Raw genomic sequence first — 22964 nt, forward strand, 5'->3', positions numbered from 1 at the left:
TTTCAGTTCGTCATACGGTGGATTGGTTAATTCCGCCGTGTGATCAACTGAATCACAGAAGATCGCCCGCCTTCAAACGCGGGCCCTGAGGGAAGCATCACCGCGCCGGGTGGAACCGACTGTCCCGAAAAAGAGTCGTGGGAGGATCCCGGCCCTGGGCCGGGATCCTCCCACGCTACGTCGGCCGCGGCGGCCGACGTCCGTCTCAGCCTCCGAACTCGTGCAGCCCCTTCAGAGCCTGGTCGAGGAGCGCCTGACGGCCCTCCAGCTCCTTCTCCAGCTTGTCCGCCTTGGCGGTGTTGCCCTGGGCCCGGGCCTGCTCGACCTGGCCCCGCAGCTTGTCCACGGCGGCCTGGAGCTGGCCGGTCAGACCCTCGGCACGCGCGCGCGCCTCCGGGTTGGTCCGGCGCCACTCGGTCTCCTCGGCGTCCTGCAGCGCCCGGTCGACCGCGTGCATCCGGCCCTCGACCCGCGGACGGGCGTCCCGGGGCACATGACCGATGGCCTCCCACCGCTCGTTGATCGAGCGGAAGGCGGCCCGGGAGGCCTTCAGATCCGTGATCGGCAGGAGCTTCTCGGCCTCCTCGGCCAGCTCCTCCTTCAGCTTCAGGTTCTCCGCCTGCTCGGCGTCGCGCTCGGCGAAGACCGAGCCGCGGGCGGCGAAGAAGACGTCCTGGGCGCCGCGGAAGCGGTTCCACAGGTCGTCCTCGTGCTCGCGCTGGGCGCGGCCCGCCGCCTTCCACTCCGCCATCAGCTCGCGGTAGCGGGCCGCCGTCGGTCCCCAGTCCGTCGAGTCCGACAGCGCCTCCGCCTCGGCGACCAGCCGCTCCTTGGCCTTCCGCGCCTCCTCGCGCTGCGCGTCAAGCTGCGCGAAGTGCGCCTTGCGCCGCTTGGAGAACGCCGACCGCGCGTGCGAGAAGCGGTGCCACAGCTCGTCGTCCGACTTGCGGTCGAGCCGCGGCAGCCCCTTCCAGGTGTCCACCAGGGACCGCAGCCGCTCGCCGGCCGCCCGCCACTGGTCGGACCGCGCGAGCTCCTCCGCCTCGGTGACCAGCGCCTCCTTGGCGTGCCGGGCCTCGTCCGTCTGCCGGGCGCGCTGCGCCTTGCGCTCCTCGCGGCGCGACTCGACCGCCGCGACCAGCTTGTCCAGCCGGACCCGCAGCGCGTCCAGGTCGCCCACCGCGTGGTGCGCGTCGACCTGCTCACGGATGTGGTCGATGGCGACCTGCGCGTCCTTGGCCGACAGATCGGTGGTCTGCACTCGCTTCTCGAGGAGGCCGATCTCGACAACCAGGCCCTCGTACTTGCGCTCGAAGTAGGCCAGTGCCTCGTCAGGGGAGCCGGCCTGCCAGGAACCGACGACCTGCTCGCCCTCGGCCGTCCGCACGTACACGGTCCCCGTCTCGTCGACGCGGCCCCACGGGTCGCTGCTCACAGCGCCTCCTCCACATGATGCCTGCGAGGGGCCTCGAAGCTCCCCCGGGCATCGTCCACAGTTTCGTCACGGCCAACATAGGCGACCGGCGGGCGGCCTGTCCGCATCCAGCGCGACCGAAATTTCGCAGTTGACGGTCAGGATTTGCCGACCGAGGCCTTGTTGACCACGACCGTTGCGTTCGGGGCGGTGTTGCCCGTGCTCGGATCGGCCGGCTGCGCGCCGGCGGCGGCGATCTTCTTCAGCACCTTCATACCCGATTCGGAAACGGTGCCGAACGGTGTGTAGCTGGGCGGAAGCTGACTGTCCTGGTAGACGAGGAAGAACTGGCTTCCTCCGGTGTGCTTCTGCCCGGTGTTCGCCATCGCCACCGTACCCGCCGGGTAGACGTTGCCCTTGAGGCTCGGGTCCTTGAGGTTCTCGTCGGGAATCGTGTACCCGGGACCGCCGCTGCCCGAGCCCGTCGGGTCGCCGCACTGCAGGACGTAGATGCCGCTGGTGGTGAGCCGGTGGCACTTGGTGTGGTCGAAGAAGCCCTTGCCCGCGAGGAAGGCGAAGGAGTTGACCGTGTGCGGCGCGGCCGCCGTCTTCATCGCCAGGTCTATGTCGCCGCACGTCGTCGCGAGCTTCATCGTGTACTTCGCCGACGTGTCGACCGTCATCGCCGGCTCCTTCTTCCAGCTCAGCTTCTTCACCGAGCCGGCGGCGGGCTTCGCGCACGGGTCCGGGGCCTTGCTGGGCGCGGAGGGGCTGGGGGAGACGTCCGAACTCGCCTTGGCCTTGTCGTCGTTCTTGAGAACGCCGGTCGTGTAGAGCGCCACACTGCCGATGACCACCACGCCGAGGACCGACGCGATCACGGAGTTGCGCACGCGGGCCTTGCGCCGCGAGGCGGTGCGCCGCTGCTGCTGCCGCAAGAACTTCTCCCGGGCGAGCTGACGCCGCCGCTGTTCCTGGCTGACCACCGGGTTCTCTCCTCATGCGTCTGTTGGGTCGACCGGTGCACGTGCGTCGAGTGAGCCGACCGCTGGGGGTGTGACCCGTACCGTATATGGGTTCGCTGAGGATTCGGCAGCGCCGGTAGGCTCTGACGACGGGCTCAGCCACGCGCGGCCCCGCCGAAGTCCACCCCAACCGACACAACGAAGGACGATCGTGCTCATTGCCGGGTTCCCCGCCGGGGCCTGGGCGACGAACTGCTACCTCGTCGCCCCCGCCGCCGGTGAGGAGTGCGTGATCATCGACCCCGGCCACCAGGCCGCCCAGGGCGTCGAGGACGCGATCAGAAAGCATCGGCTCAAGCCCGTCGCGGTCGTCCTCACCCATGGCCACATCGACCATGTGGCCTCGGTCGTCCCCGTCTGCGGCGCCCACGACGTGCCCGCCTGGATCCACCCCGCCGACCGGTACATGATGAGCGACCCGGAGAAGGCGCTCGGCCGTTCCATCGGGATGCCGCTGATGGGCGAGCTGACCGTGGGGGAGCCCGACGACGTCGCGGAGCTGACCGACGGCGCGAAGCTGGAACTGGCCGGTCTGGAGCTGTCGGTCGCGCACGCGCCGGGCCATACCAAGGGGTCGGTGACCTTCCGGATGCCCGAGACGGCCGACATCCCGTCGGTCCTGTTCTCCGGGGATCTGCTCTTCGCCGGCTCCGTCGGACGCACCGACCTGCCCGGCGGCGACATGGCCGAGATGCTCGACTCGCTGGCCCGCGTGTGCCTGCCGCTCGACGACTCGACCGTGGTGCTGTCCGGCCACGGCTCCCAGACGACCATCGGCCAGGAGCGCGCCACCAACCCGTATCTGCGGCAGGTGGCCGCCGGCCAGGGAGCGCAGCCCGCTCCCCGACGAGGAATGTGACGAGAGACCTCCCGTGAGCACCTTCAAGGCCCCCAAGGGCACGTACGACCTGATCCCGCCGGACTCCGCCAAGTACCTGGCCGTCCGTGAGGCGATCGCGGCCCCGCTGCGCAACTCCGGCTACGGCTACGTCGAGACGCCCGGCTTCGAGAACGTCGAGCTGTTCGCGCGCGGCGTCGGTGAGTCCACCGACATCGTGACCAAGGAGATGTACGCCTTCGAGACCAAGGGCGGCGACCGGCTCGCCCTGCGCCCCGAGGGCACGGCGTCCGTGCTGCGCGCCGCGCTGGAGGCCAACCTCCACAAGGCGGGCAACCTGCCGGTCAAGCTCTGGTACTCGGGCTCGTACTACCGCTACGAGCGTCCCCAGAAGGGCCGCTACCGCCACTTCTCCCAGGTCGGCGCGGAGGCCATCGGCGCCGAGGACCCGGCGCTGGACGCCGAGCTGATCATCCTCGCCGACCAGGCGTACCGCTCGCTGGGCCTGCGCGAGTTCCGCATCCTGCTCAACTCCCTCGGTGACAAGGAGTGCCGCCCGGTCTACCGCGCCGCGCTCCAGGACTTCCTGCGCGGCCTGGACCTCGACGAGGACACCCGCCGCCGTGTCGACATCAACCCGCTGCGGGTGCTCGACGACAAGCGGGAGTCCGTCCAGAAGCAGCTCACCGGCGCCCCGCTGCTGCGCGACTACCTGTGCGACGGCTGCAAGGCGTACCACGAGGAGGTCCGCGAGCTGATCACGGCGGCGGGTGTCTCCTTCGAGGACGACCCCAAGCTGGTGCGCGGCCTGGACTACTACACGCGGACCACCTTCGAGTTCGTCCACGACGGCCTGGGCTCGCAGTCCGCGGTGGGCGGCGGCGGCCGCTACGACGGACTGTCGGAGATGATCGGCGGTCCCGCGCTGCCCTCGGTGGGCTGGGCGCTCGGCGTCGACCGCACGGTGCTCGCGCTGGAGGCCGAGGGCATCGAGCTCCAACTCCCCGCGTCGACCAGCGTGTTCGCGGTCCCGCTCGGCGAGGAGGCGCGCCGCGTGCTGTTCGCGAAGGTCACCGAGCTGCGCAAGGTCGGCATCGCCGCGGACTTCTCCTACGGCCACAAGGGCCTCAAGGGGGCCATGAAGAGCGCCAACCGCAGCGGCGCCCGCTACACCCTGGTCGCCGGCGAGCGCGACCTCGCCGAGGGCGTGGTGCAGCTCAAGGACATGGAGTCCGGTGAGCAGTCGGCGATCGGCGTCAACGAGATCGTGGCGGAACTGGAGTCGCGGCTCGGCTAGCGGCGGAGCCCCGCCCGCGCGTCCCGCGAAGGCGCCGGTCGCCCGCACAGGGTGCCCGGCGCCTTCGTCATGGGACGGGCCGGGCGGGCCGTCGCCGCGATCCGTCAATCCGGCAGGTCAACTCCGCGCACGCCGGTTCGTCCGGCCAGGCGATTTCGGTGTGCGAGCGGCGCCGCCCGCGACGGACGCCGCCGACGGCGGGGACGCCCCTCCCGCCCGGCCGAACCCGGCCGAAAATCGAACGTCCGGGGGCGTTCGTGCGTATCTTCCGGTGTCCGCCGCACGGTGGACCCGGGCCCGGGTGCGGCACAATGGCCGTGACCGAAGAAAGCCCGACCCTCTAGTGACGGAATCGGCGTGATGAGCAAGACGACAGTCAAGGACGTCTCCACCGAGCCCGAGCCGGAGCACGCGGTGCGCGCGCCACGGACGGAGGGCGGCAGCCGCGCCTTCGCCCTGCTCCTGGTGATCACCGGCGCCGCCGGTCTGCTCGCCGCGTGGGTCATCACGATCGACAAGTTCAAGATCCTCGAGGGCAAGGTGAGCGGCAAGACGTTCACCCCGAGCTGCAGCCTCAACCCGATCGTCTCCTGCGGCAGCGTCATGGAGAGCAAGCAGGCCGGCGTCTTCGGCTTCCCCAACCCGATGCTCGGACTGGTCGCCTACGGCATCGTGATCTGCGTCGGCATGAGCCTGCTCGCCCGCGCCCGCTTCCCCCGCTGGTACTGGCTGACCTTCAACTTCGGCACGCTCTTCGGCGTGTGCTTCGTGACCTGGCTGATGTTCCAGTCGCTGTACCGCATCAACGCCCTGTGCCTGTGGTGCTCGCTGGCCTGGGTCGCCACGCTCACCATGTTCTGGTACGTGACCTCGTTCAACGTCCGCAACGACTTCCTGCCCGCCCCGCGCCCGGTGAAGAACTTCCTCGCCGAGTTCACCTGGGTCCTGCCGGTCACGCACACCGGCGTCATCGCCATGCTGATCCTGACCCGCTGGGGCAGCAGCCTCTGGGCCTGAGCCGTTCCCCACGCGCAAGCAGTCTCCGGGCCCGGATCCGGGGCCCCGCCGGGCCCCCGGATCCGGGCCCGGCGGCGTTGTCGGTGGGGTGACATAGGGTTGCCGACGTGGAGCCCGACCTGTTCACCGCCGCAGCAGAAGAACGCCAGGAGAAGGACCCGGCCGCAAGCCCCCTGGCCGTCCGGATGCGCCCGCGCACCCTCGACGAGGTGGTGGGCCAGCAGCATCTGCTCAAGCCCGGCTCGCCCCTGCGCCGGCTGGTGGGCGAGGGCGCGGGCGGCCCGGCGGGACCGTCCTCGGTGATCCTCTGGGGCCCGCCCGGCACCGGCAAGACGACCCTCGCGTACGTCGTCTCCAAGGCCACCAACAAGCGCTTCGTGGAGCTGTCGGCGATCACCGCGGGCGTCAAGGAGGTCCGCGCGGTCATCGACGGCGCCCGCCGCGCCTCCGGCGGCTACGGCCAGGAGACGGTCCTCTTCCTCGACGAGATCCACCGCTTCAGCAAGGCCCAGCAGGACTCCCTGCTCCCGGCCGTGGAGAACCGCTGGGTGACCCTGATCGCGGCGACCACGGAGAACCCGTACTTCTCGGTGATCTCCCCGCTGCTGTCCCGCTCCCTGCTGCTCACCCTCGAACCGCTCACCGACGACGACGTCCGCGGCCTGCTGCGCCGCGCGCTCACCGACGAGCGCGGCCTGAAGGAGACCGTCGCCCTCCCCGAGGACACCGAGGACCACCTGCTGCGGATCGCCGGCGGCGACGCCCGCCGCGCCCTCACCGCCCTGGAGGCCGCCGCCGGGGCCGCCCTGGACAAGGGCGAGGCGAAGATCGGCCTGCGGACGCTGGAGGAGACGGTCGACCGCGCCGCCGTGAAGTACGACCGCGACGGCGACCAGCACTACGACGTGGCCAGCGCCCTGATCAAGTCCATCCGCGGCTCCGACGTCGACGCGGCCCTGCACTACCTGGCCCGGATGATCGAGGCCGGGGAGGACCCCCGCTTCATCGCCCGCCGGCTGATGATCTCCGCCAGCGAGGACATCGGCCTGGCCGACCCGAACGCCCTGCCGACGGCGGTGGCCGCCGCCCAGGCCGTGGCCATGATCGGCTTCCCGGAGGCCGCGCTCACCCTCAGCCACGCCACCATCGCCCTCGCGCTGGCCCCCAAGTCCAACGCCGCGACCACCGCGATCGGCGCCGCCCTGGACGACGTGCGCAAGGGCCTGGCCGGACCGGTGCCGCCGCACCTGCGGGACGGCCACTACAAGGGCGCGGCCAAGCTCGGCCACGCACAGGGCTACGTCTACCCGCACGACCTGCCCGAGGGCATCGCCCCACAGCAGTACGCGCCGGACGCCCTCAAGGAGCGCGAGTACTACACCCCGACCCGGCACGGCGCCGAGGCGCGGTACGCGGACGCGGTGGAGTGGACCCGGAAGCACCTCGGTCGGAAGCGGTCCTGAGCGCCCTGTAGACTTCCCCGAAGCGCCGAGTCCCGCGCAGTCAGAGCGGGACAGCCGGCCGGAGACCCGGTCCCTCGGGACCGACTCCAGGAGCGTCGCGCACCGTCGATCGGTGTCGCGGGCAGCCCACCACCACCCGGAGCCCGGGAGAGGTCGGTGGGCCACTCGCGTGCTGCACGTATGTGCCCAGACCAGGGGAGCGGCTGCCCGGCAGGTCCGATGTGGACCCGACGGGATTCCCCGGCTGCGGATGCGACCTCCCATCACCCTGACAAGCCGGAAACCAGGAAAGAGACACACAGTGGCGAACCAGTCCCGCCCCAAGGTCAAGAAGTCGCGTGCCCTCGGCATCGCGCTGACCCCGAAGGCCGTCAAGTACTTCGAGGCCCGCCCCTACCCGCCGGGTGAGCACGGCCGCGGCCGCAAGCAGAACTCGGACTACAAGGTCCGTCTGCTCGAGAAGCAGCGTCTGCGCGCGCAGTACGACGTGTCCGAGCGCCAGCTCGTCCGCGCCTACGAGCGTGCCTCCAAGGTCCAGGGCAAGACCGGTGAGGCCCTGATCGTCGAGCTCGAGCGCCGTCTCGACGCGCTCGTCCTGCGTTCGGGCATCGCCCGCACGATCTACCAGGCCCGCCAGATGGTCGTCCACGGTCACATCGCGGTCAACGGTCAGAAGGTCGACAAGCCGTCCTTCCGCGTCCGTCCCGACGACGTGATCCAGGTCCGCGACCGCAGCAAGGACAAGACGCTCTTCCAGATCGCCCGCGAGGGTGGCTTCGCTCCCGAGGGCGAGACCCCGCGCTACCTCCAGGTGAACCTCAAGGCCCTGGCGTTCCGCCTGGACCGCGAGCCGAACCGCAAGGAGATCCCGGTGATCTGCGACGAGCAGCTCGTCGTCGAGTACTACGCCCGCTGATCCTCAGCAGGCCGTAGCACCACCGCAGCACCACCGCAGCCCGCCGTCTCCCCGCCCTTCCGGGCGGGTGAGGCGGCGGGCTCGTGTGTGCCCGCCGTGGACCACGCGGTGCGCGGGCCTTAATCCGGTACGGAGCCCCGCTCCCGGCGCGATAGGCTCGGTGCACTGATTCTTTTGGTTCCGATGATCACGCACATTTCAGGGAGCGGGTGCGCACTGTGTCCGGTGGAGAGGTGGCCGGGATCCTGGTGGCCGTCTTCTGGGCGATCCTGGTCTCCTTCCTCGCCGTGGCACTGGCGAGGCTGGCCCAGACGCTCAGGGCGACCACCAAGCTCGTGGCGGACGTGACCGACCAGGCCGTCCCGCTGCTGTCCGACGCCTCGCAGGCGGTGCGCTCGGCACAGACCCAGATCGACCGCGTCGACGCGATCGCCTCCGACGTCCAGGAGGTCACGTCCAACGCGTCCGCGCTGTCGACGACCGTCGCCTCCACCTTCGGCGGCCCTCTGGTCAAGGTCGCCGCCTTCGGATACGGCGTGCGCCGCGCCCTCGCCGGCAGCAAGGAGGAGGGGCCCGCCCGTACGCCCAGGCGTACGGTGATCGTGGGCCGCACCGTCCCGGCCGCGCGGCGGGGGAAGCGGAACAACCGGGAGAAGTAAGGACTAGCGATGTTCCGCCGTACGTTCTGGTTCACCACCGGTGTCGCCGCCGGAGTGTGGGCCACCACCAAGGTCAACCGCAAGCTCAGGCAGCTCACCCCCGAGAACCTCGCCGCGGCCGCGGCGAACCGGGCCATCGAGGCGGGCCACCGGCTCAAGGACCGAGCGGTGGGGTTCGCCGTCGACGTCCGCGAGAACATGGCCCGGCGGGAGGCCGAACTCGGCGACGCGCTGGGCATCAACGCGGACCCCGAACTCCCCGCCCCCCGGCGCCACCCCGCCATCGAGAACCGCAACCACCCGAAGTACGTCGAGGGTTCGACGTACCAGACGCATTCGTACAACCGGAATGAGGACCACTGATGGAGTCGGCTGAGATCCGCCGCCGCTGGCTGAGCTTCTTCGAGGAGCGCGGGCACACCGTCGTCCCTTCGGCGTCGCTCATCGCGGACGACCCGACTCTGCTCCTCGTCCCGGCCGGCATGGTGCCCTTCAAGCCCTACTTCCTGGGTGAGGTCAAGCCGCCGTTCCCGCGTGCCACCAGCGTGCAGAAGTGCGTGCGCACGCCCGACATCGAAGAGGTCGGCAAGACCACGCGGCACGGCACCTTCTTCCAGATGTGCGGCAACTTCTCCTTCGGCGACTACTTCAAGGAAGGCGCCATCAAGCTCGCCTGGGAGCTGCTCACCGCGCCCCAGGACAAGGGCGGTTACGGCCTCGACCCCGAGCGCCTGTGGATCACCGTCTACAAGGACGACGACGAGGCCGAGCGCATCTGGCACGAGGTCGTCGGCGTGCCCAAGGAGCGCATCCAGCGCCTGGGCATGAAGGACAACTACTGGTCCATGGGCGTCCCCGGACCCTGCGGCCCCTGCTCCGAGATCAACTACGACCGCGGCCCCGAGTTCGGCGTCGAGGGCGGCCCCGCCGTCAACGACGAGCGGTACGTGGAGATCTGGAACCTCGTCTTCATGCAGTTCGAGCGGGGCGAGGGCACCGGCAAGGACAACTTCGAGATCCTCGGCGAACTGCCGAGCAAGAACATCGACACGGGCCTCGGCCTGGAGCGGCTCGCCATGATTCTGCAGGGCGTGCAGAACATGTACGAGATCGACACCTCCATGGCCGTGATCAACAAGGCCACCGAGCTGACCGGCGTGGCCTACGGCGACGCCCACGCCTCGGACGTGTCCCTGCGCGTGGTCACCGACCACATGCGCACCGCCACCATGCTCATCGGCGACGGCGTCACCCCCGGCAACGAGGGCCGCGGCTACGTGCTGCGCCGCATCATGCGCCGCGCCATCCGCAACATGCGCCTGCTCGGCGCCACCGGCCCGGTCGTCAAGGACCTCATCGACGTCGTCATCGGCATGATGGGGCAGCAGTACCCGGAGCTGGTCACCGACCGCGAGCGGATCGAGAAGGTCGCCCTCGCCGAGGAGAACGCCTTCCTCAAGACGCTCAAGGCCGGCACCAACATCCTCGACACCGCCGTGACCGAGACCAAGGCCTCCGGCTCCTCCGTGCTGTCCGGCGACAAGGCCTTCCTGCTCCACGACACCTGGGGCTTCCCGATCGACCTCACCCTGGAGATGGCCGCCGAGCAGGGGCTCTCCGTGGACGAGGACGGCTTCCGCCGCCTGATGAAGGAGCAGCGGGAGCGCGCCAAGGCCGACGCCCGGGCCAAGAAGACCGGCCACGCCGACCTCGGCGCCTACCGCGAGATCGCCGACTCGGCCGGCGCCACCGACTTCACCGGCTACACCGACACCGAGTCCGAGACCACGGTCGTCGGCCTGCTGGTCGACGGCGTCTCCTCCCCGGCCGCCTCCGAGGGTGACGAGGTCGAGGTCGTCCTGGACCGCACCCCGTTCTACGCCGAGGGCGGCGGCCAGATCGGCGACACCGGCCGCATCAGGACCGACTCCGGTGCCGTCGTCGAGGTCCGCGACACCCAGAAGCCGGTGCCGGGCGTGTACGTCCACAAGGGCGTGGTCCAGGTCGGCGAGATCACCGTCGGCGCCCGGGCCCACGCCTCGATCGACGCCCGCCGCCGCAAGTCCATCGCCCGCGCCCACTCGGCCACGCACCTCACCCACCAGGCCCTGCGCGACGCGCTCGGCCCGACGGCAGCCCAGGCCGGTTCCGAGAACCAGCCCGGCCGCTTCCGCTTCGACTTCGGCTCGCCGTCCGCCGTTCCGACGGCCGTGATGACCGACGTCGAGCAGAAGATCAACGAGGTGCTCGCCCGCGACCTCGACGTGCACGCCGAGGTCATGGGCATCGACGACGCCAGGAAGCAGGGCGCCATCGCCGAGTTCGGCGAGAAGTACGGCGAGCGCGTTCGCGTGGTCACCATCGGCGACTTCTCCAAGGAGCTGTGCGGCGGCACGCACGTCCACAACACCGCCCAGCTCGGTCTGGTGAAGCTGCTCGGCGAGTCCTCCATCGGCTCCGGTGTGCGCCGTATCGAGGCCCTCGTCGGTGTCGACGCCTACTCCTTCCTCGCCCGCGAGCACACGGTCGTCAACCAGCTCACCGAGCTGCTCAAGGGCCGCCCGGAGCAGCTGCCGGAGAAGGTCGCCGGCATGCTCGGGAAGCTGAAGGACGCCGAGAAGGAGATCGAGAAGTTCCGCGCCGAGAAGGTGCTGCAGGCCGCCGCCGGTCTCGCCGAGTCCGCCAAGGACGTCCGCGGGGTCGCCGTGGTCACCGGGCAGGTCCCGGACGGCACCACGCCGGACGACCTGCGCAGGCTGGTCCTCGACGTGCGCGGCCGCATCCAGGGCGGCCGGGCCGCCGTGGTCGCCCTGTTCACGGTGAACAACGGCAAGCCGCTGACCGTCATCGCCACCAACGACGCGGCCCGCGACCGCGGTCTGAAGGCCGGCGACCTGGTCCGCACGGCCGCCAAGACGCTCGGCGGCGGCGGTGGCGGCAAGCCGGACGTCGCCCAGGGCGGCGGCCAGAACCCGGCCGCGCTCGGCGAGGCCGTCGAGGCCGTGGAGCGCATGGTCGCCGAGACCGCCAAGTAAGAAACGGTCAAGAGATGAGAAGAGGACGCCGGCTCGCGATCGACGTCGGGGACGCCCGTATCGGGGTCGCCTCCTGCGACCCCGACGGGATCCTCGCCACCCCGGTGGAGACGGTCCCCGGCCGTGACGTCCCGGCTGCTCAGCGCCGTCTGAGGCAGCTCGTCGAGGAGTACGAGCCGATCGAGGTCGTCGTCGGTCTCCCTCGCTCTCTCAAGGGGGGGGAGGGCCCGGCCGCCGTGAAGGTCCGCGGATTCGTCCAGGACCTGGCGCGCATGATCGCGCCGGTACCGGTCAGACTCGTCGACGAGCGGATGACGACCGTGACAGCCAGTCAGGGGCTGCGCGCATCGGGCGTGAAGTCCAGGAAGGGCCGTTCGGTGATCGACCAGGCGGCCGCCGTCGTCATTCTCCAGCAGGCCCTGGAATCCGAACGGGTGTCAGGGAAAGCACCCGGCGAGGGCGTCGAAGTGGTCATCTGATCGCGATACGGTAACGTTCCGCGCGATGCGCCGGTGTTCGAACAGCCGACGCACAGGAGAGGCGGAACGGGAACCGGGCCCAGGGCCGTGTGACCGCCGTCTCGCGGCTCTAGGGGATCGATGACTGAGTATGGCCGGGGCCCAGGCTCCGAACCGTGGCATCCGGAGGACCCGTTGTACGGGGACGGCGGATGGGGAGGACAGCAGGCCCACGACGGCCGGCAGTCCCCCTACGGCGGCCGGCCGCAGCAGCATCCGCAGCAGCCGCAGTACGGCGACTGGAGCCAGGGCCACGAGCAGGGCGGCTACGGCGGCCAGTACCCGCAGCAGCAGTACGGCGACCAGGGGCACCAGACCTACGCCGGCCATCCGCAGTACCAGCAGGGCGGCTGGGACGGCACCGGTGCGCAGCCGCAGGTCCCCTACCCGGGCGAGACCGGCGGGCAGCCGCACGTCCCGTACCCCGCCGACCCGGCCGACCCCTACGGACAGCAGGCCGCGTCCTACGAGGGTGAGCAGCCCGACTTCTACGCCACCCCCGGCGCGTACCCCCCGCCGGAGCCGCCGAGCCGCAGGCGCGCCGAGCCCGAGCCGCGGCCGGACTGGGACCCCGAGGCGGACCAGGGCCCGGAGGAGCACCCGTTCTTCACGGGCGGCGGCGACGATGACGACGACCTCGCCGCGGACTCCACCGACGACCGGGGGCGCCGGGGCCGGGGGGACAAGGGCAAGGGCAAGGGCGGCAAGGGCAAGAAGCGCCGCAACGGCTGCGCCTGCCTGGTGGTCGTGCTGGTGTTCGGTGGCGGCGTGGCCGGGGTCGGCTACTTCGGCTACACCTTCTACCAAAATCGTTTCGGCGCGGCCCCGGACTACGCGGGCGACGGCACCGGCGAGATGGTGACCGTCGAGATCCCCAAGGGCGCCCTCGGCAACGACATCGGCCGCGCGCTCAAGGAGGCCGGCGTCGTCAAGAGCGTCGACGCCTTCGTGGCCGCCCAGTCGCAGAACCCCCGGGGCAAGCAGATCCAGGCGGGCGCCTATCTGCTGAAGAAGCAGATGTCCGCGGCGAGCGCGGTCGAGCTGATGCTCGACCCCAAGAGCCAGAGCAATGTGCTGGTCAGGCCTGGCGACCGGAACGCCCAGGTCTACGCGGCGATCGACAAGCAGCTCGAGCTGTCCGCCGGCACCACGAAGAAGACCGCCGCGAAGCAGTACAAGACCCTCGGCCTGCCGAGCTGGGCGAACAGCAACTCCAGGATCCTCGACCCGCTGGAGGGCTTCCTCTACCCGGGCACCTATCCCGCCGCCAAGGGCATGAAGCCGGAAGCGGTGCTCAAGGAGATGGTGAGCGAGGCCAGGGGCGCCTACGGCCAGGTCGACCTCGCCGCGAAGGCCAAGGCGCTCAACCTGCAGAACCCGCTCCAGCTCGTCACGGTCGCGAGCCTCGTCCAGGCCGAGGGCAAGACCCACGACGACTTCCGCAAGATGGCGGAGGTGGTCTACAACCGCCTCAAGCCCACCAACACCGAGACCAACCAGCTGCTGCAGTTCGACTCGACCTTCAACTACCTCAAGGGCGAGAGCAACATCCATATCAGCGAGAAGGAGATCAACAGCAACACCAGCCCGTACAACACGTACACCAACAAGGGTCTGCCGCCCGGGCCGATCGGCAATCCCGGCGACGACGCGCTGAAGGCGGCACTCAATCCGACCGGTGACGGCTGGATCTACTTCGTGGCGACCGACGGCATGAACAAGACCGAGTTCGCCCGCACCTACGCCGAGTTCCAGAAGCTCAAGGACAAGTTCAATGCCAGCTCGGGCCACTGACGCCCGCCGGGCCGCCGTGCTCGGTTCGCCCATCGGCCACTCCCTCTCGCCGGTGCTGCACCGTGCCGCCTACGGCGAACTGGGGCTCACCGGCTGGTCGTACGACCGGTTCGAGGTCGACGAGGCCGGGCTGCCCGCGTTCTTCGAGGGCCTCGGTCCGGAGTGGGCGGGGCTGTCGCTGACCATGCCGCTCAAGCGGGCGGTCATCCCGCTGCTCGACGAGATCAGCGAGACGGCGGCCTCGGTCGAGGCGGTCAACACCGTCGTGTTCACCGAGGACGGCCGCCGGGTCGGCGACAACACCGACATCCCCGGCATGGTCGCCGCCCTGCGCGAGCGCGGCATCGAGCAGGTCGACTCGGCGGCGGTCCTCGGCGCCGGAGCCACCGCCTCCTCCGCGCTGGCCGCCCTCGCCCGCGTCTGCACCGGCGAGGTCACCTCCTACGTCCGCAGCGAGGCGCGGGCCGCCGAGATGCGGCAGTGGGGCGAGCGGCTGGACGTCGAGGTCCGCACCGCCGACTGGGCGGACGCGGCCGAGGCGCTGCGCGCACCCCTGGTCGTCGCCACCACCCCGGCCGGGACCACGGACGCGCTCGCCACCGCCGTGCCGGAGCGGCCCGCCGTCCTCTTCGACGTGCTGTACGAGCCCTGGCCGACCGCCCTGGCGGCCCGCTGGTCCCTGGCCGGCGGCGCCGTGATCAGCGGCCTGGACCTGCTGGTGCACCAGGCGGTGCTGCAGGTGGAGCTGATGACCGGCCGCTCCCCGGTCCCGCTGGACGCCCTGCGCGCGGCGGGCGAGAAGGCCCTGTCGGAACGCTGACGGCCCTCCGCGCGGACCGGCCGGGAGACCGGTGCGGGGCCGCGCCCCCGGGAGCCCGCTCCACGGACGCGTCCGCTTCCTGGACCGACGACCGGTTCGTGCCCCGGGACGTGGGAGGATCGGAGGTGGCGGGCCGGAGCCGCGCACCCGGCCGCGCCGTCGCCGTACGCGAGGACACGCGTACGCAGGGCAGTACCAGGGCGCGAGCACTGAGGAGCACCGTTGAGCAGGCTGCGTTGGCTGACCGCGGGGGAGTCCCACGGTCCCGCACTCGTCGCGACGCTGGAGGGCCTTCCCGCCGGCGTGCCGATCACCACCGACATGGTGGCGGACCACCTCGCGCGGCGGCGGCTCGGCTATGGCCGCGGTGCGCGGATGAAGTTCGAGCGGGACGAGGTCACCTTCCTCGGCGGTGTCCGGCACGGCCTCACCCTCGGCTCCCCGGTCGCGATCATGGTGGGCAACACCGAGTGGCCCAAGTGGGACAAGGTCATGGCCGCCGACCCGGTCGACCCGGCGGAGCTGGCCGAACTCGCGCGCAACGCCCCGCTGACCCGCCCCCGCCCCGGCCACGCCGACCTGGCCGGTATGCAGAAGTACGGCTTCGACGAGGCCCGTCCGATCCTGGAACGCGCCTCCGCCCGTGAGACGGCCGCGCGGGTCGCGCTCGGCGCGGTGGCCCGGTCGTACCTGAAGGAGACGGCCGGCATCGAGATCGTCTCCCACGTCGTCGAGCTGGCCGCGGCCAAGGCGCCCTACGGCGTCCACCCGACCCCGGCCGACGTCGAGCGCCTGGACGCCGATCCGGTGCGCTGCCTGGACGCCGACGCCTCGAAGGCGATGGTGGCCGAGATCGACCAGGCCCACAAGGACGGCGACACCCTCGGCGGGGTCGTCGAGGTCCTGGCGTACGGCGTGCCGGTCGGCCTCGGCTCGCACGTGCACTGGGACCGCCGTCTGGACGCGCGCCTCGCCGCCGCCCTCATGGGCATCCAGGCCATCAAGGGCGTCGAGGTCGGTGACGGCTTCGAGCTGGCCCGGGTGCCCGGCTCCAAGGCGCACGACGAGATCGTCACCACGGACGAGGGCATCCGGCGGGCCACCGGCCGCTCCGGCGGCACCGAGGGCGGGCTGACCACCGGCGAGCTGCTGCGCGTGCGCGCCGCCATGAAGCCGATCGCCACCGTGCCGCGGGCGCTGCGGACCGTCGACGTCAGCACCGGCGAGCCGGCGCAGGCCCACCACCAGCGCTCCGACGTGTGCGCGGTCCCCGCGGCCGGCATCGTCGCGGAGGCCATGGTCGCGCTCGTCCTGGCGGACGCCGTGGCGGAGAAGTTCGGCGGCGACAGCGTGGCCGAGACCCGCCGCAACGTCCGGTCGTACCTCGACCACCTCCCCATCCGATGAGCGCGCCCCTGGTCGTCCTGGTCGGGCCGATGGGCGTGGGCAAGTCCACCGTCGGCCGGATGCTCGCCGAGCGCCTCGGCGTCGGCTACCGGGACACCGACGACGACATCGTCGCCGCCGAGGGCCGGACCGTCGCGGAGATCTTCGTCGACGAGGGCGAGCCGGTCTTCCGCGCCGTCGAGAAGCGCGCGGTGCACACGGCGCTCGCCGGGCACGACGGCGTCCTCGCCCTCGGTGGCGGCGCGATCCTCGACGCGGACACCCGGGCGCTGCTGGCCGGCCACCGCGTGGTCTACCTGTCGATGGACGTCGAGGAAGCGGTCAGGCGTACGGGACTCAACGCGGCCCGCCCGCTGCTCGCCGTCAACCCGCGCAAGCAGTGGCGCGAGCTGATGGAGGCCCGCCGGCACCTCTACGAGGAGGTCGCCACGGCGGTCGTGCCCACCGACGGGCGTACGCCCGAGGAGGTCACCCGAGCCGCCCTGGACGCACTGGAGTTGAAGACCGCATTCCCCGGGGGACACACCCCGGACCCCCGGCCGGAGGACGTCGTGGCAGACCAGGTGACAAGGATTCAGGTGGCCGGCACGGCGGGCACGGACCCGTACGAGGTGCTGGTCGGCCGGCAACTCCTCGGCGAGCTGGGCGGGTTGGTCGGGCCGAAGGCCAAGCGTGTCGCGGTGATCCACCCCGAGGCGCTCGCCGAGACCGGTGACGCGCTCCGCGCCGACCTGGCCGCGCAGGGCTACCAGGCCGTCGCCATCCAGGTGCCGAACGCCGAGGAGGCCAAGACCGCCGAGGTCGCCGCCTACTGCTGGAAGGCGCTCGGCCAGTCCGGCTTCACCCGCACCGACGTCATCGTCGGCGTGGGCGGCGGCGCCACCACCGACCTCGCCGGTTTCGTGGCCGCGACCTGGCTGCGCGGGGTGCGCTGGATCGCCGTTCCGACCACCGTGCTCGCCATGGTGGACGCGGCGGTCGGCGGCAAGACCGGCATCAACACCGCCGAGGGCAAGAACCTGGTGGGCGCCTTCCACCCGCCGGCCGGAGTGCTGTGCGACCTGGCGGCCCTCGACTCGCTCCCGGTCAACGACTATGTCTCCGGTCTCGCGGAGGTCATCAAGGCCGGTTTCATCGCCGACCCGGTGATCCTCGACCTCATCGAGTCCGACCCGGAGGCGGCGCGCACCCCGGCGGGCCCGCACACCGCCGAGCTGATCGAACGCTCCATCAGGGTCAAGACGGACGTCGTCTCCGCGGACCTGAAGGAGTCGGGCCTCAGGGAGATCCTCAACTACGGGCACACCCTCGGCCACGCCATCGAGAAGAACGAGCGCTACAAGTGGCGGCACGGCGCGGCCGTGGCGGTCGGCATGCTCTTCGCCGCCGAACTCGGCCGTCTCGCGGGCCGGTTGGACGACGCGACCGCCGACCGTCACCGCACCGTCCTGGAGTCCGTCGGGCTGCCGCTGCACTACCGCTACGACCAGTGGCCCAAGCTGCTGGAGGCCATGAAGGTGGACAAGAAGTCCCGCGGCGACCTGTTGCGCTTCATCGTCCTCGACGGGCTCGCCAAGCCGACCGTCCTGGAGGGGCCGGACCCGGCGGTGCTGCTCGCCGCGTACGGAGAGGTCGGGCAGTAAGTCCCGCCTCGCTCCGGTCCATCCGTTTCGCCTGCGGCGCCGGGCACTTCGGACCGTCCCCGGCCGTTCACCATGCGACGGCCGGGGACGGTACCGTTCGGTAGCACGGCGGGCCCGCCCCGCTGCCAGCGCTCATTGCCTTGTACGAGACGGAGTGGCACCGGATGCAGCACGCAGTGGGGAATCCGCTGCCGCCGCCCCACCAGCCGGGGCACGGACCGGCCGCCGGCTGGTCGTCGGCCGCACACCAGCCGGGTCCGCACCACGCGGGCGGGCACCGGGGCTCCGCCCCCGTGCCCCCGCCCCCACCGGGCTACCCGGGCGCCGCCCCGGCGTCGCACGCGCCCCAGCCGGTGGTTCCGCCGCAGCCCGCGCCCCAGCCCGCCCCGGTCCCGGCCCCGCCCGCCGGGCCGCGGCAGCCCGCTCCGGTCCCGCAGGGTGCGCCGCAGCAGGGCGTTCCGGTTCCGCCGGGTGTTCCGCAGCAGCCCGTCCCGGTTCCGCCGGCGGCGCCGCAGTCCGTCTCCGGACCGCCCGTCCCGGCTCCGGACACCACCGGCCATGTGCGGCTGCCCCCGGGCGGCCCGGTCGCCATGCCGAGCGCCCCGGCCGCCCAGGCCGTGCCCGACCCGTCCGGCACCACCCTCGCGGTGCTGCTGATCGGACCGGCCGGCGCGGGCAAGACGAGCGTGGCCAAGTACTGGGCGGACCACCGCCGGGTCCCCACCGCCCACATCAGCCTCGACGACGTACGCGAATGGGTCCGCTCGGGCTTCGCCGACCCCCAGTCCGGCTGGAACGACAACTCCGAGGCGCAGTACCGCCTGGCCCGCCGCACCTGCGGCTTCGCCGCGCGCAACTTCCTCGCCAACGGCATCTCCTGCATCCTCGACGACGCGGTCTTCCCCGACCGCCCGGTCGTCGGGCTCGGCGGCTGGAAGCGGCACGTCGGTCCCGGACTGCTCCCGGTCGTGCTCCTGCCCGGCCTGGACGTCGTCCTGGAGCGGAACGCCGAGCGCACCGGCAACCGCCGCCTCACCGACGAGGAGGTCGCCCGCATCCACGGCCGCATGGCCGGCTGGTACGGCTCGGGCCTCCCGATCATCGACAACTCCCAGCTCGACGTCCCGGCCACCGCCCAGGTCCTCGACGAGGTCCTGTCCCGCGCCATCGCCAGCCCCCCGCAGTGGTGACCACGCCCTGACCGGTCCCGGCGGGAGGGTGGGACGGGCGACAGGCCGGGAGGTGCGGACCGCAGCGTCGGCGCAGCCGCTCCCACCTGCGGCAGGACCACCCTCCGGCGCCCCCTCCGGGCGCGTGCGCGCCGCCTCCTCACCGCCCACTCGGCCCTCCCGACCGGCGACATCCGGCGCGCGCTCTTACGCTCGGTTCATGTCAGAGGTGTACGCGGCCCGCCGGACCCGGCTACGGGAGCGCTGCAACGCGGGCGGCAGCGCGGCGGCGTTGGTGACTCGTCCCGCCAATGTGCGGTACCTCGCGGGCGCGGCCCCGCGGTGTGCCGTCCTGCTCCTCGGAAAGCGCGAGGACCTGCTGGTGTGCACGAGCCCACCGGAGGACCGGCCCTACGAGGGACGGCCGGACGAGGCGCTGCGTGTGCAGGTCCTGCCCCGCCCGGGCGCCGATGCGGCCGTCGCCGCCGCAGACCTCGCCGAGGGCCAGGGCGCCGACTCCCTGGCCGTCGAGGAGCACCACCTCACCGTGGCCCGGCACCGCGCCCTCGCCTCGGTGGTACCCCGGCTCCGCCTCGCCGACCTGGGCCACGCGGTCGAACAGCTCAGGGTCGTCAAGGACGAGGAGGAGATCTCCTGTCTGAGGATCGGCGCCGAGATCGCCGACCAGGCCCTCGGCGAGCTGCTGGAGTCCATCCTCGTCGGCCGCACCGAGCGCCATCTCGCGCTGGAACTGGAGCGGCGGCTCGTCGACCACGGGGCGGACGGCCCCGCCTTCCCGACCTCGGTCGCCACCGGCCCGAACTCCGGTCGCCGCGGCCACCGGCCCACCGACCGGCGGGTGGAGGAGGGCGACTTCCTCTCCGTGTGCCTGGGCGCGGCCTACCGCGGCTACCGCTGCGAGATCGGCCGTACCTTCGTCATCGGCACGTCCCCCGCGGACTGGCAGATCCAGCTCTACGACCTGGTCTTCGCCGCCCAGCGCGCCGGCCGGGAGGCCCTGGCCCCCGGCGCCGGCTACCGCGACGTCGACCGTGCCGCACGCCAGGTCCTGGACTGCGCCGGGTACGGCGAGGGCCTGCAACCCCTCATGGGACACGGCGTCGGGCTCGAATTCGACGAGGACCCGCAGTTGGCTCCCGCGGCCATGGGTAAACTGGACGCTTGCGTGCCGGTCACCGTCGAACCGGGGGTCCACCTCCCGGGCCGGGGCGGTGTCCGGATCGATGACACGCTCGTCGTACGCCCCGAGGCGGACGGCGGACCCGAGCTACTCACCATCACGACCAAGGAGCTGCTCGCGCTCTAGCCTCGCGCTGTGCGCCTGCCCCCGGGTCGTACGTCAGTCCAGGAGATTCCGCAACCGTGGCTTCCACGAACGACCTCAAGAACGGCATGGTGCTCAAGCTCGAAGGCGGCCAGCTCTGGTCCGTCGTCGAGTTCCAGCACGTCAAGCCCGGCAAGGGCCCCGCCTTCGTGCGCACCAAGCTCAAGAACGTGCTGTCCGGCAAGGTGGTCGACAAGACCTTCAACGCCGGCGTCAAGGTCGAAACGGCCACCGTCGACAAGCGCGACATGCAGTTCTCCTACATGGACGGCGACTACTTCGTCTTCATGGACATGGAGACCTACGACCAGCTGCACATCGACCGGAAGGCCGTCGGCGACGCCGCGAACTTCCTGGTCGAGGGCTTCACCGCGACCGTCGCCCAGCACGAGGGCGAGGTGCTCTTCGTGGAGCTCCCGGCCGCCGTCGAGCTGACCATCGCCGAGACCGAGCCCGGCGTCCAGGGCGACCGCTCCACCGGCGGCACCAAGCCCGCCACGCTGGAGACGGGCCACCAGATCCAGGTCCCGCTCTTCATCACCACCGGTGAGAAGATCAAGGTCGACACCCGTACCAGCGACTACCTCGGCCGGGTGAACAGCTAACCGTGGCTGCCCGCAACACGGCCCGCAAGCGCGCCTTCCAGATCCTCTTCGAGGGCGACCAGCGCGGCACCGACGTCCTGACCGTGCTCGCGGACTGGATCCGGCACGCCCGCTCCGACACCCGGCAGCCGCCGGTGAGCGAGTACACGATGCAGCTGGTCGAGGGGTACGCCGAGCACGCGAGGCGGATCGACGAGCTGATCGCGCAGTACGCGGTCGGCTGGACGCTGGACCGGATGCCGGTCGTCGACCGCAACCTGCTGCGCCTCGGCGCGTACGAGCTGATCTGGGTCGACGAGACCCCCGACGCCGTCGTGCTGGACGAGATGGTGCAGCTCGCGAAGGAGTTCTCCACCGACGAGTCGCCCTCCTTCGTCAACGGGCTGCTCGGCCGCCTGAAGGACCTCAAGCCCTCGCTGCGCCGCGAGGCGTGAGAAGCGGGGTGCGAGAGGCGCCGGACGTGCCGGAGGGCCCGCAGCGGTGACGCTGCGGGCCCTCCGGCGTGTTCCCGTGCCCCGAGCCCCGGGCAGGGCCGCAGAACGCCGCCGGGGTGGCCGGAACCATGAAGTTCCGGCCACCCCGGCGGCACGTTTCTGCGGTGGTCCTTGCGGCTCAGCTCTCCTCGTGGGACGCCACGGCGCGGCGCGCGTCCGCGTCCAGCACGCCCCAGCTGATCAGCTGCTCGGTGAGGACCGAGGGCGACTGGTCGTAGATGACGGCGAGTGTGCGCAGGTCGTCCTGGCGGATCGAGAGCACCTTGCCGTTGTAGTCACCGCGCTGGGACTGGATCGTCGCCGCGTAGCGCTGCAGCGGGCCCGCCTTCTCGGCCGGCACCGTGGCCAGCCGCTCCAGGTCCAGGACCAGCTTCGGCGGGGGCTCGGCGGCGCCGCCCGGGGTGGTGCCCGGCAGCAGCTCCTGCACGGGGACTCCGTAGAAGTCCGCCAGCTCGGCGAGGCGCTGCACGGTCACGGCGCGGTCGCCGCGTTCGTAAGAACCGACCACGACCGCCTTCCAGCGTCCCTGGCTCTTCTCCTCGACACCGTGGAGGGAAAGGCCCTGCTGGGTGCGGATCGCCCGGAGCTTGGCCCCGAGCTGTTTGGCGTATTCGCTGGACATATGGCTCCCCGGACACTGTGTCGACGCGACTGGCTTGGCTTCCAGGCCGCGCGGCTGGTAACTCACTGTGAGGTTACGCAGCGTTACTCTGCCGCGTCAAGCCGAACGGTCCGGACGCCTCTTCCGTTCCGGTGGAGTCCGGCAGGGCCAGGGGGGTGATGAGGGCACTCTCCCGGGCCTGCTACCGTTGGTGGCGCAAATCCGACGTCCTTTAAGGTCCGTCCCGTGAGGCGGAGAAGGAGGTCCGTTTCGTATGGACACGAACGCTCACACTCCAGCGTCCGACGCGAGGCCCGTCCTCGAAGGGCCCGACATCGCCCGGGTACTGACCCGCATCGCCCACGAGATCGTCGAGCGCGCCAAGGGCGCCGACGACGTGGTGCTCCTCGGCATTCCGACCCGGGGCGTCTTCCTCGCCCAGCGGCTCGCCGCCAAGCTCGAGCAGATCACCGAGCGCAAGGTCCCCTGCGGCTCGCTCGACATCACCATGTACCGCGACGACCTGCGCATGCACCCGCCGCGCGCGCTGGCCCGCACCGAGATCCCCGGTGACGGCATCGACGGCCGGCTGGTCGTCCTCGTCGACGACGTGCTCTTCTCCGGCCGCACCATCCGCGCCGCCCTGGACGCCCTGAACGACATCGGGCGCCCCCGAGCGGTGCAGCTCGCGGTCCTCGTCGACCGCGGCCACCGCGAACTGCCCATCCGCGCCGACTACGTCGGCAAGAACCTCCCCACGTCGCTGCGGGAGACGGTCAAGGTCCAGCTCGCCGAGGAGGACGGCCGCGACACCGTGCTGCTCGGCGCCACGCCGGACGCCCCGGGCGAGCGGCAGCGATAGCGCTCCGGCGTACGTCACCGGCGTACGCCCCGCGGCTGCGCC

General features: G+C 71.5%; 21 protein-coding genes. 18 read left to right on the plus strand and 3 right to left on the minus strand.

The genetic code is table 11. The features are described from left to right. Positions 1 to 205 precede the first annotated feature (205 nt). The gene (locus ACIQ9G_RS27555; protein WP_403614566.1) at positions 206 to 1435 is read right to left on the minus strand and encodes a DUF349 domain-containing protein; all 1230 of its coding nucleotides are present in this window, start codon (positions 1433 to 1435) and stop codon (positions 206 to 208) included. Between the two features lie 137 nt (positions 1436 to 1572). Then, complete coding sequence (locus ACIQ9G_RS27560) at positions 1573 to 2400, minus strand: peptidylprolyl isomerase (protein WP_403614569.1); 828 nt, start codon at positions 2398 to 2400, stop codon at positions 1573 to 1575. A 190-nt stretch (positions 2401 to 2590) separates the two neighbouring features. Here ACIQ9G_RS27560 and ACIQ9G_RS27565 point away from each other — a divergent pair, with 190 nt between their 5' ends. The 17 genes from ACIQ9G_RS27565 (at position 2591) to nusB (ending at position 21399) form a co-directional block, all read left to right on the plus strand. Further along, complete coding sequence (locus tag ACIQ9G_RS27565; protein WP_403614571.1) at positions 2591 to 3298, plus strand: MBL fold metallo-hydrolase; 708 nt, start codon at positions 2591 to 2593, stop codon at positions 3296 to 3298. Between the two features lie 13 nt (positions 3299 to 3311). Next, positions 3312 to 4574 carry a histidine--tRNA ligase gene (gene hisS, locus ACIQ9G_RS27570; RefSeq protein ID WP_403614574.1) on the plus strand — a complete coding sequence of 421 codons (1263 nt, stop codon included), beginning with the start codon at positions 3312 to 3314 and terminating at the stop codon, positions 4572 to 4574. Between the two features lie 360 nt (positions 4575 to 4934). Then, positions 4935 to 5591 (plus strand): vitamin K epoxide reductase family protein, encoded by a 657-nt coding sequence (locus tag ACIQ9G_RS27575; protein WP_392193787.1) that lies wholly within the window; start codon positions 4935 to 4937, stop codon positions 5589 to 5591. Between the two features lie 107 nt (positions 5592 to 5698). Continuing rightward, positions 5699 to 7054 carry a replication-associated recombination protein A gene (locus ACIQ9G_RS27580; protein WP_403614576.1) on the plus strand — a complete coding sequence of 452 codons (1356 nt, stop codon included), beginning with the start codon at positions 5699 to 5701 and terminating at the stop codon, positions 7052 to 7054. Positions 7055 to 7355: 301 nt separating this feature from the next. Next, on the plus strand, positions 7356 to 7970 hold the full coding sequence (rpsD, locus tag ACIQ9G_RS27585) for a 30S ribosomal protein S4 (RefSeq protein WP_356185249.1): 615 nt from the start codon (positions 7356 to 7358) through the stop codon (positions 7968 to 7970). 209 nt (positions 7971 to 8179) lie between these two features. Beyond that, on the plus strand, positions 8180 to 8629 hold the full coding sequence (locus ACIQ9G_RS27590; RefSeq protein WP_403614579.1) for a DUF948 domain-containing protein: 450 nt from the start codon (positions 8180 to 8182) through the stop codon (positions 8627 to 8629). 9 nt (positions 8630 to 8638) lie between these two features. Then, complete coding sequence (locus ACIQ9G_RS27595) at positions 8639 to 8992, plus strand: hypothetical protein (RefSeq protein ID WP_403614582.1); 354 nt, start codon at positions 8639 to 8641, stop codon at positions 8990 to 8992. Then, positions 8992 to 11664, plus strand: a complete 2673-nt coding sequence (gene alaS / locus ACIQ9G_RS27600) for an alanine--tRNA ligase (protein WP_403614585.1) — start codon at positions 8992 to 8994, stop codon at positions 11662 to 11664. Before ACIQ9G_RS27595 ends, alaS begins: the two co-directional genes overlap by 1 nt. A gap of 14 nt (positions 11665 to 11678) precedes the next feature. Continuing rightward, the gene (ruvX, locus tag ACIQ9G_RS27605) at positions 11679 to 12143 is read left to right on the plus strand and encodes a Holliday junction resolvase RuvX (protein ID WP_403614588.1); all 465 of its coding nucleotides are present in this window, start codon (positions 11679 to 11681) and stop codon (positions 12141 to 12143) included. A 120-nt stretch (positions 12144 to 12263) separates the two neighbouring features. Continuing rightward, positions 12264 to 13976, plus strand: coding sequence for an endolytic transglycosylase MltG (gene mltG / locus ACIQ9G_RS27610; protein WP_403614591.1), 1713 nt, complete (start codon positions 12264 to 12266; stop codon positions 13974 to 13976). Beyond that, positions 13957 to 14796 carry a shikimate dehydrogenase gene (locus tag ACIQ9G_RS27615; RefSeq protein WP_403614593.1) on the plus strand — a complete coding sequence of 280 codons (840 nt, stop codon included), beginning with the start codon at positions 13957 to 13959 and terminating at the stop codon, positions 14794 to 14796. The genes mltG and ACIQ9G_RS27615 overlap by 20 nt, the downstream gene beginning before the upstream one ends. Before the next feature lie 222 nt (positions 14797 to 15018). Continuing rightward, positions 15019 to 16203 carry a chorismate synthase gene (gene aroC / locus ACIQ9G_RS27620; RefSeq protein ID WP_403614596.1) on the plus strand — a complete coding sequence of 395 codons (1185 nt, stop codon included), beginning with the start codon at positions 15019 to 15021 and terminating at the stop codon, positions 16201 to 16203. Further along, positions 16200 to 17846 carry a 3-dehydroquinate synthase gene (gene aroB, locus ACIQ9G_RS27625; protein ID WP_403614598.1) on the plus strand — a complete coding sequence of 549 codons (1647 nt, stop codon included), beginning with the start codon at positions 16200 to 16202 and terminating at the stop codon, positions 17844 to 17846. The genes aroC and aroB overlap by 4 nt, the downstream gene beginning before the upstream one ends. Before the next feature lie 164 nt (positions 17847 to 18010). Then, on the plus strand, positions 18011 to 19036 hold the full coding sequence (locus tag ACIQ9G_RS27630; protein WP_403614601.1) for a Pro-rich N-terminal domain-containing protein: 1026 nt from the start codon (positions 18011 to 18013) through the stop codon (positions 19034 to 19036). Between the two features lie 199 nt (positions 19037 to 19235). Further along, positions 19236 to 20342: an aminopeptidase P family protein gene (locus ACIQ9G_RS27635; RefSeq protein ID WP_403614604.1), complete on the plus strand. Its 1107-nt coding sequence runs from the start codon at positions 19236 to 19238 to the stop codon at positions 20340 to 20342. A 56-nt stretch (positions 20343 to 20398) separates the two neighbouring features. Continuing rightward, the gene (gene efp, locus ACIQ9G_RS27640) at positions 20399 to 20965 is read left to right on the plus strand and encodes an elongation factor P (RefSeq protein WP_365649288.1); all 567 of its coding nucleotides are present in this window, start codon (positions 20399 to 20401) and stop codon (positions 20963 to 20965) included. Positions 20966 to 20967: 2 nt separating this feature from the next. After that, positions 20968 to 21399: a transcription antitermination factor NusB gene (nusB, locus tag ACIQ9G_RS27645; protein WP_392193799.1), complete on the plus strand. Its 432-nt coding sequence runs from the start codon at positions 20968 to 20970 to the stop codon at positions 21397 to 21399. Between the two features lie 178 nt (positions 21400 to 21577). Here the strand turns inward: nusB and bldD are convergent, their stop codons facing one another. Beyond that, a complete protein-coding gene (gene bldD, locus ACIQ9G_RS27650) occupies positions 21578 to 22081 on the minus strand; it encodes a transcriptional regulator BldD (protein WP_004990661.1) in 504 nt (167 codons plus the stop codon). A gap of 253 nt (positions 22082 to 22334) precedes the next feature. Between bldD and pyrR the strand changes: the two genes are divergently transcribed. Beyond that, the gene (gene pyrR / locus ACIQ9G_RS27655) at positions 22335 to 22922 is read left to right on the plus strand and encodes a bifunctional pyr operon transcriptional regulator/uracil phosphoribosyltransferase PyrR (protein WP_403614608.1); all 588 of its coding nucleotides are present in this window, start codon (positions 22335 to 22337) and stop codon (positions 22920 to 22922) included. The last annotated feature ends 42 nt before the right edge of the window (positions 22923 to 22964 follow it).

Origin of the sequence: Streptomyces sp. NPDC096152 (assembly GCF_044763235.1) — a bacterium.
In the GTDB taxonomy this organism is placed as follows: domain Bacteria; phylum Actinomycetota; class Actinomycetes; order Streptomycetales; family Streptomycetaceae; genus Streptomyces.

Coding starts and splice junctions, on each gene's coding strand:
- ACIQ9G_RS27575 (WP_392193787.1), top strand. CDS start 4,935: ATGAGCAAGACGACAGTCAAGGACGTCTCCACCGAGCCCGAGCCGGAG.
- ACIQ9G_RS27595 (WP_403614582.1), top strand. CDS start 8,639: ATGTTCCGCCGTACGTTCTGGTTCACCACCGGTGTCGCCGCCGGAGTG.
- alaS (WP_403614585.1), top strand. CDS start 8,992: ATGGAGTCGGCTGAGATCCGCCGCCGCTGGCTGAGCTTCTTCGAGGAG.
- ruvX (WP_403614588.1), top strand. CDS start 11,679: ATGAGAAGAGGACGCCGGCTCGCGATCGACGTCGGGGACGCCCGTATC.
- mltG (WP_403614591.1), top strand. CDS start 12,264: ATGACTGAGTATGGCCGGGGCCCAGGCTCCGAACCGTGGCATCCGGAG.
- ACIQ9G_RS27615 (WP_403614593.1), top strand. CDS start 13,957: ATGCCAGCTCGGGCCACTGACGCCCGCCGGGCCGCCGTGCTCGGTTCG.
- aroB (WP_403614598.1), top strand. CDS start 16,200: ATGAGCGCGCCCCTGGTCGTCCTGGTCGGGCCGATGGGCGTGGGCAAG.
- ACIQ9G_RS27630 (WP_403614601.1), top strand. CDS start 18,011: ATGCAGCACGCAGTGGGGAATCCGCTGCCGCCGCCCCACCAGCCGGGG.
- ACIQ9G_RS27635 (WP_403614604.1), top strand. CDS start 19,236: ATGTCAGAGGTGTACGCGGCCCGCCGGACCCGGCTACGGGAGCGCTGC.
- bldD (WP_004990661.1), bottom strand. CDS start 22,081: ATGTCCAGCGAATACGCCAAACAGCTCGGGGCCAAGCTCCGGGCGATC.
- pyrR (WP_403614608.1), top strand. CDS start 22,335: ATGGACACGAACGCTCACACTCCAGCGTCCGACGCGAGGCCCGTCCTC.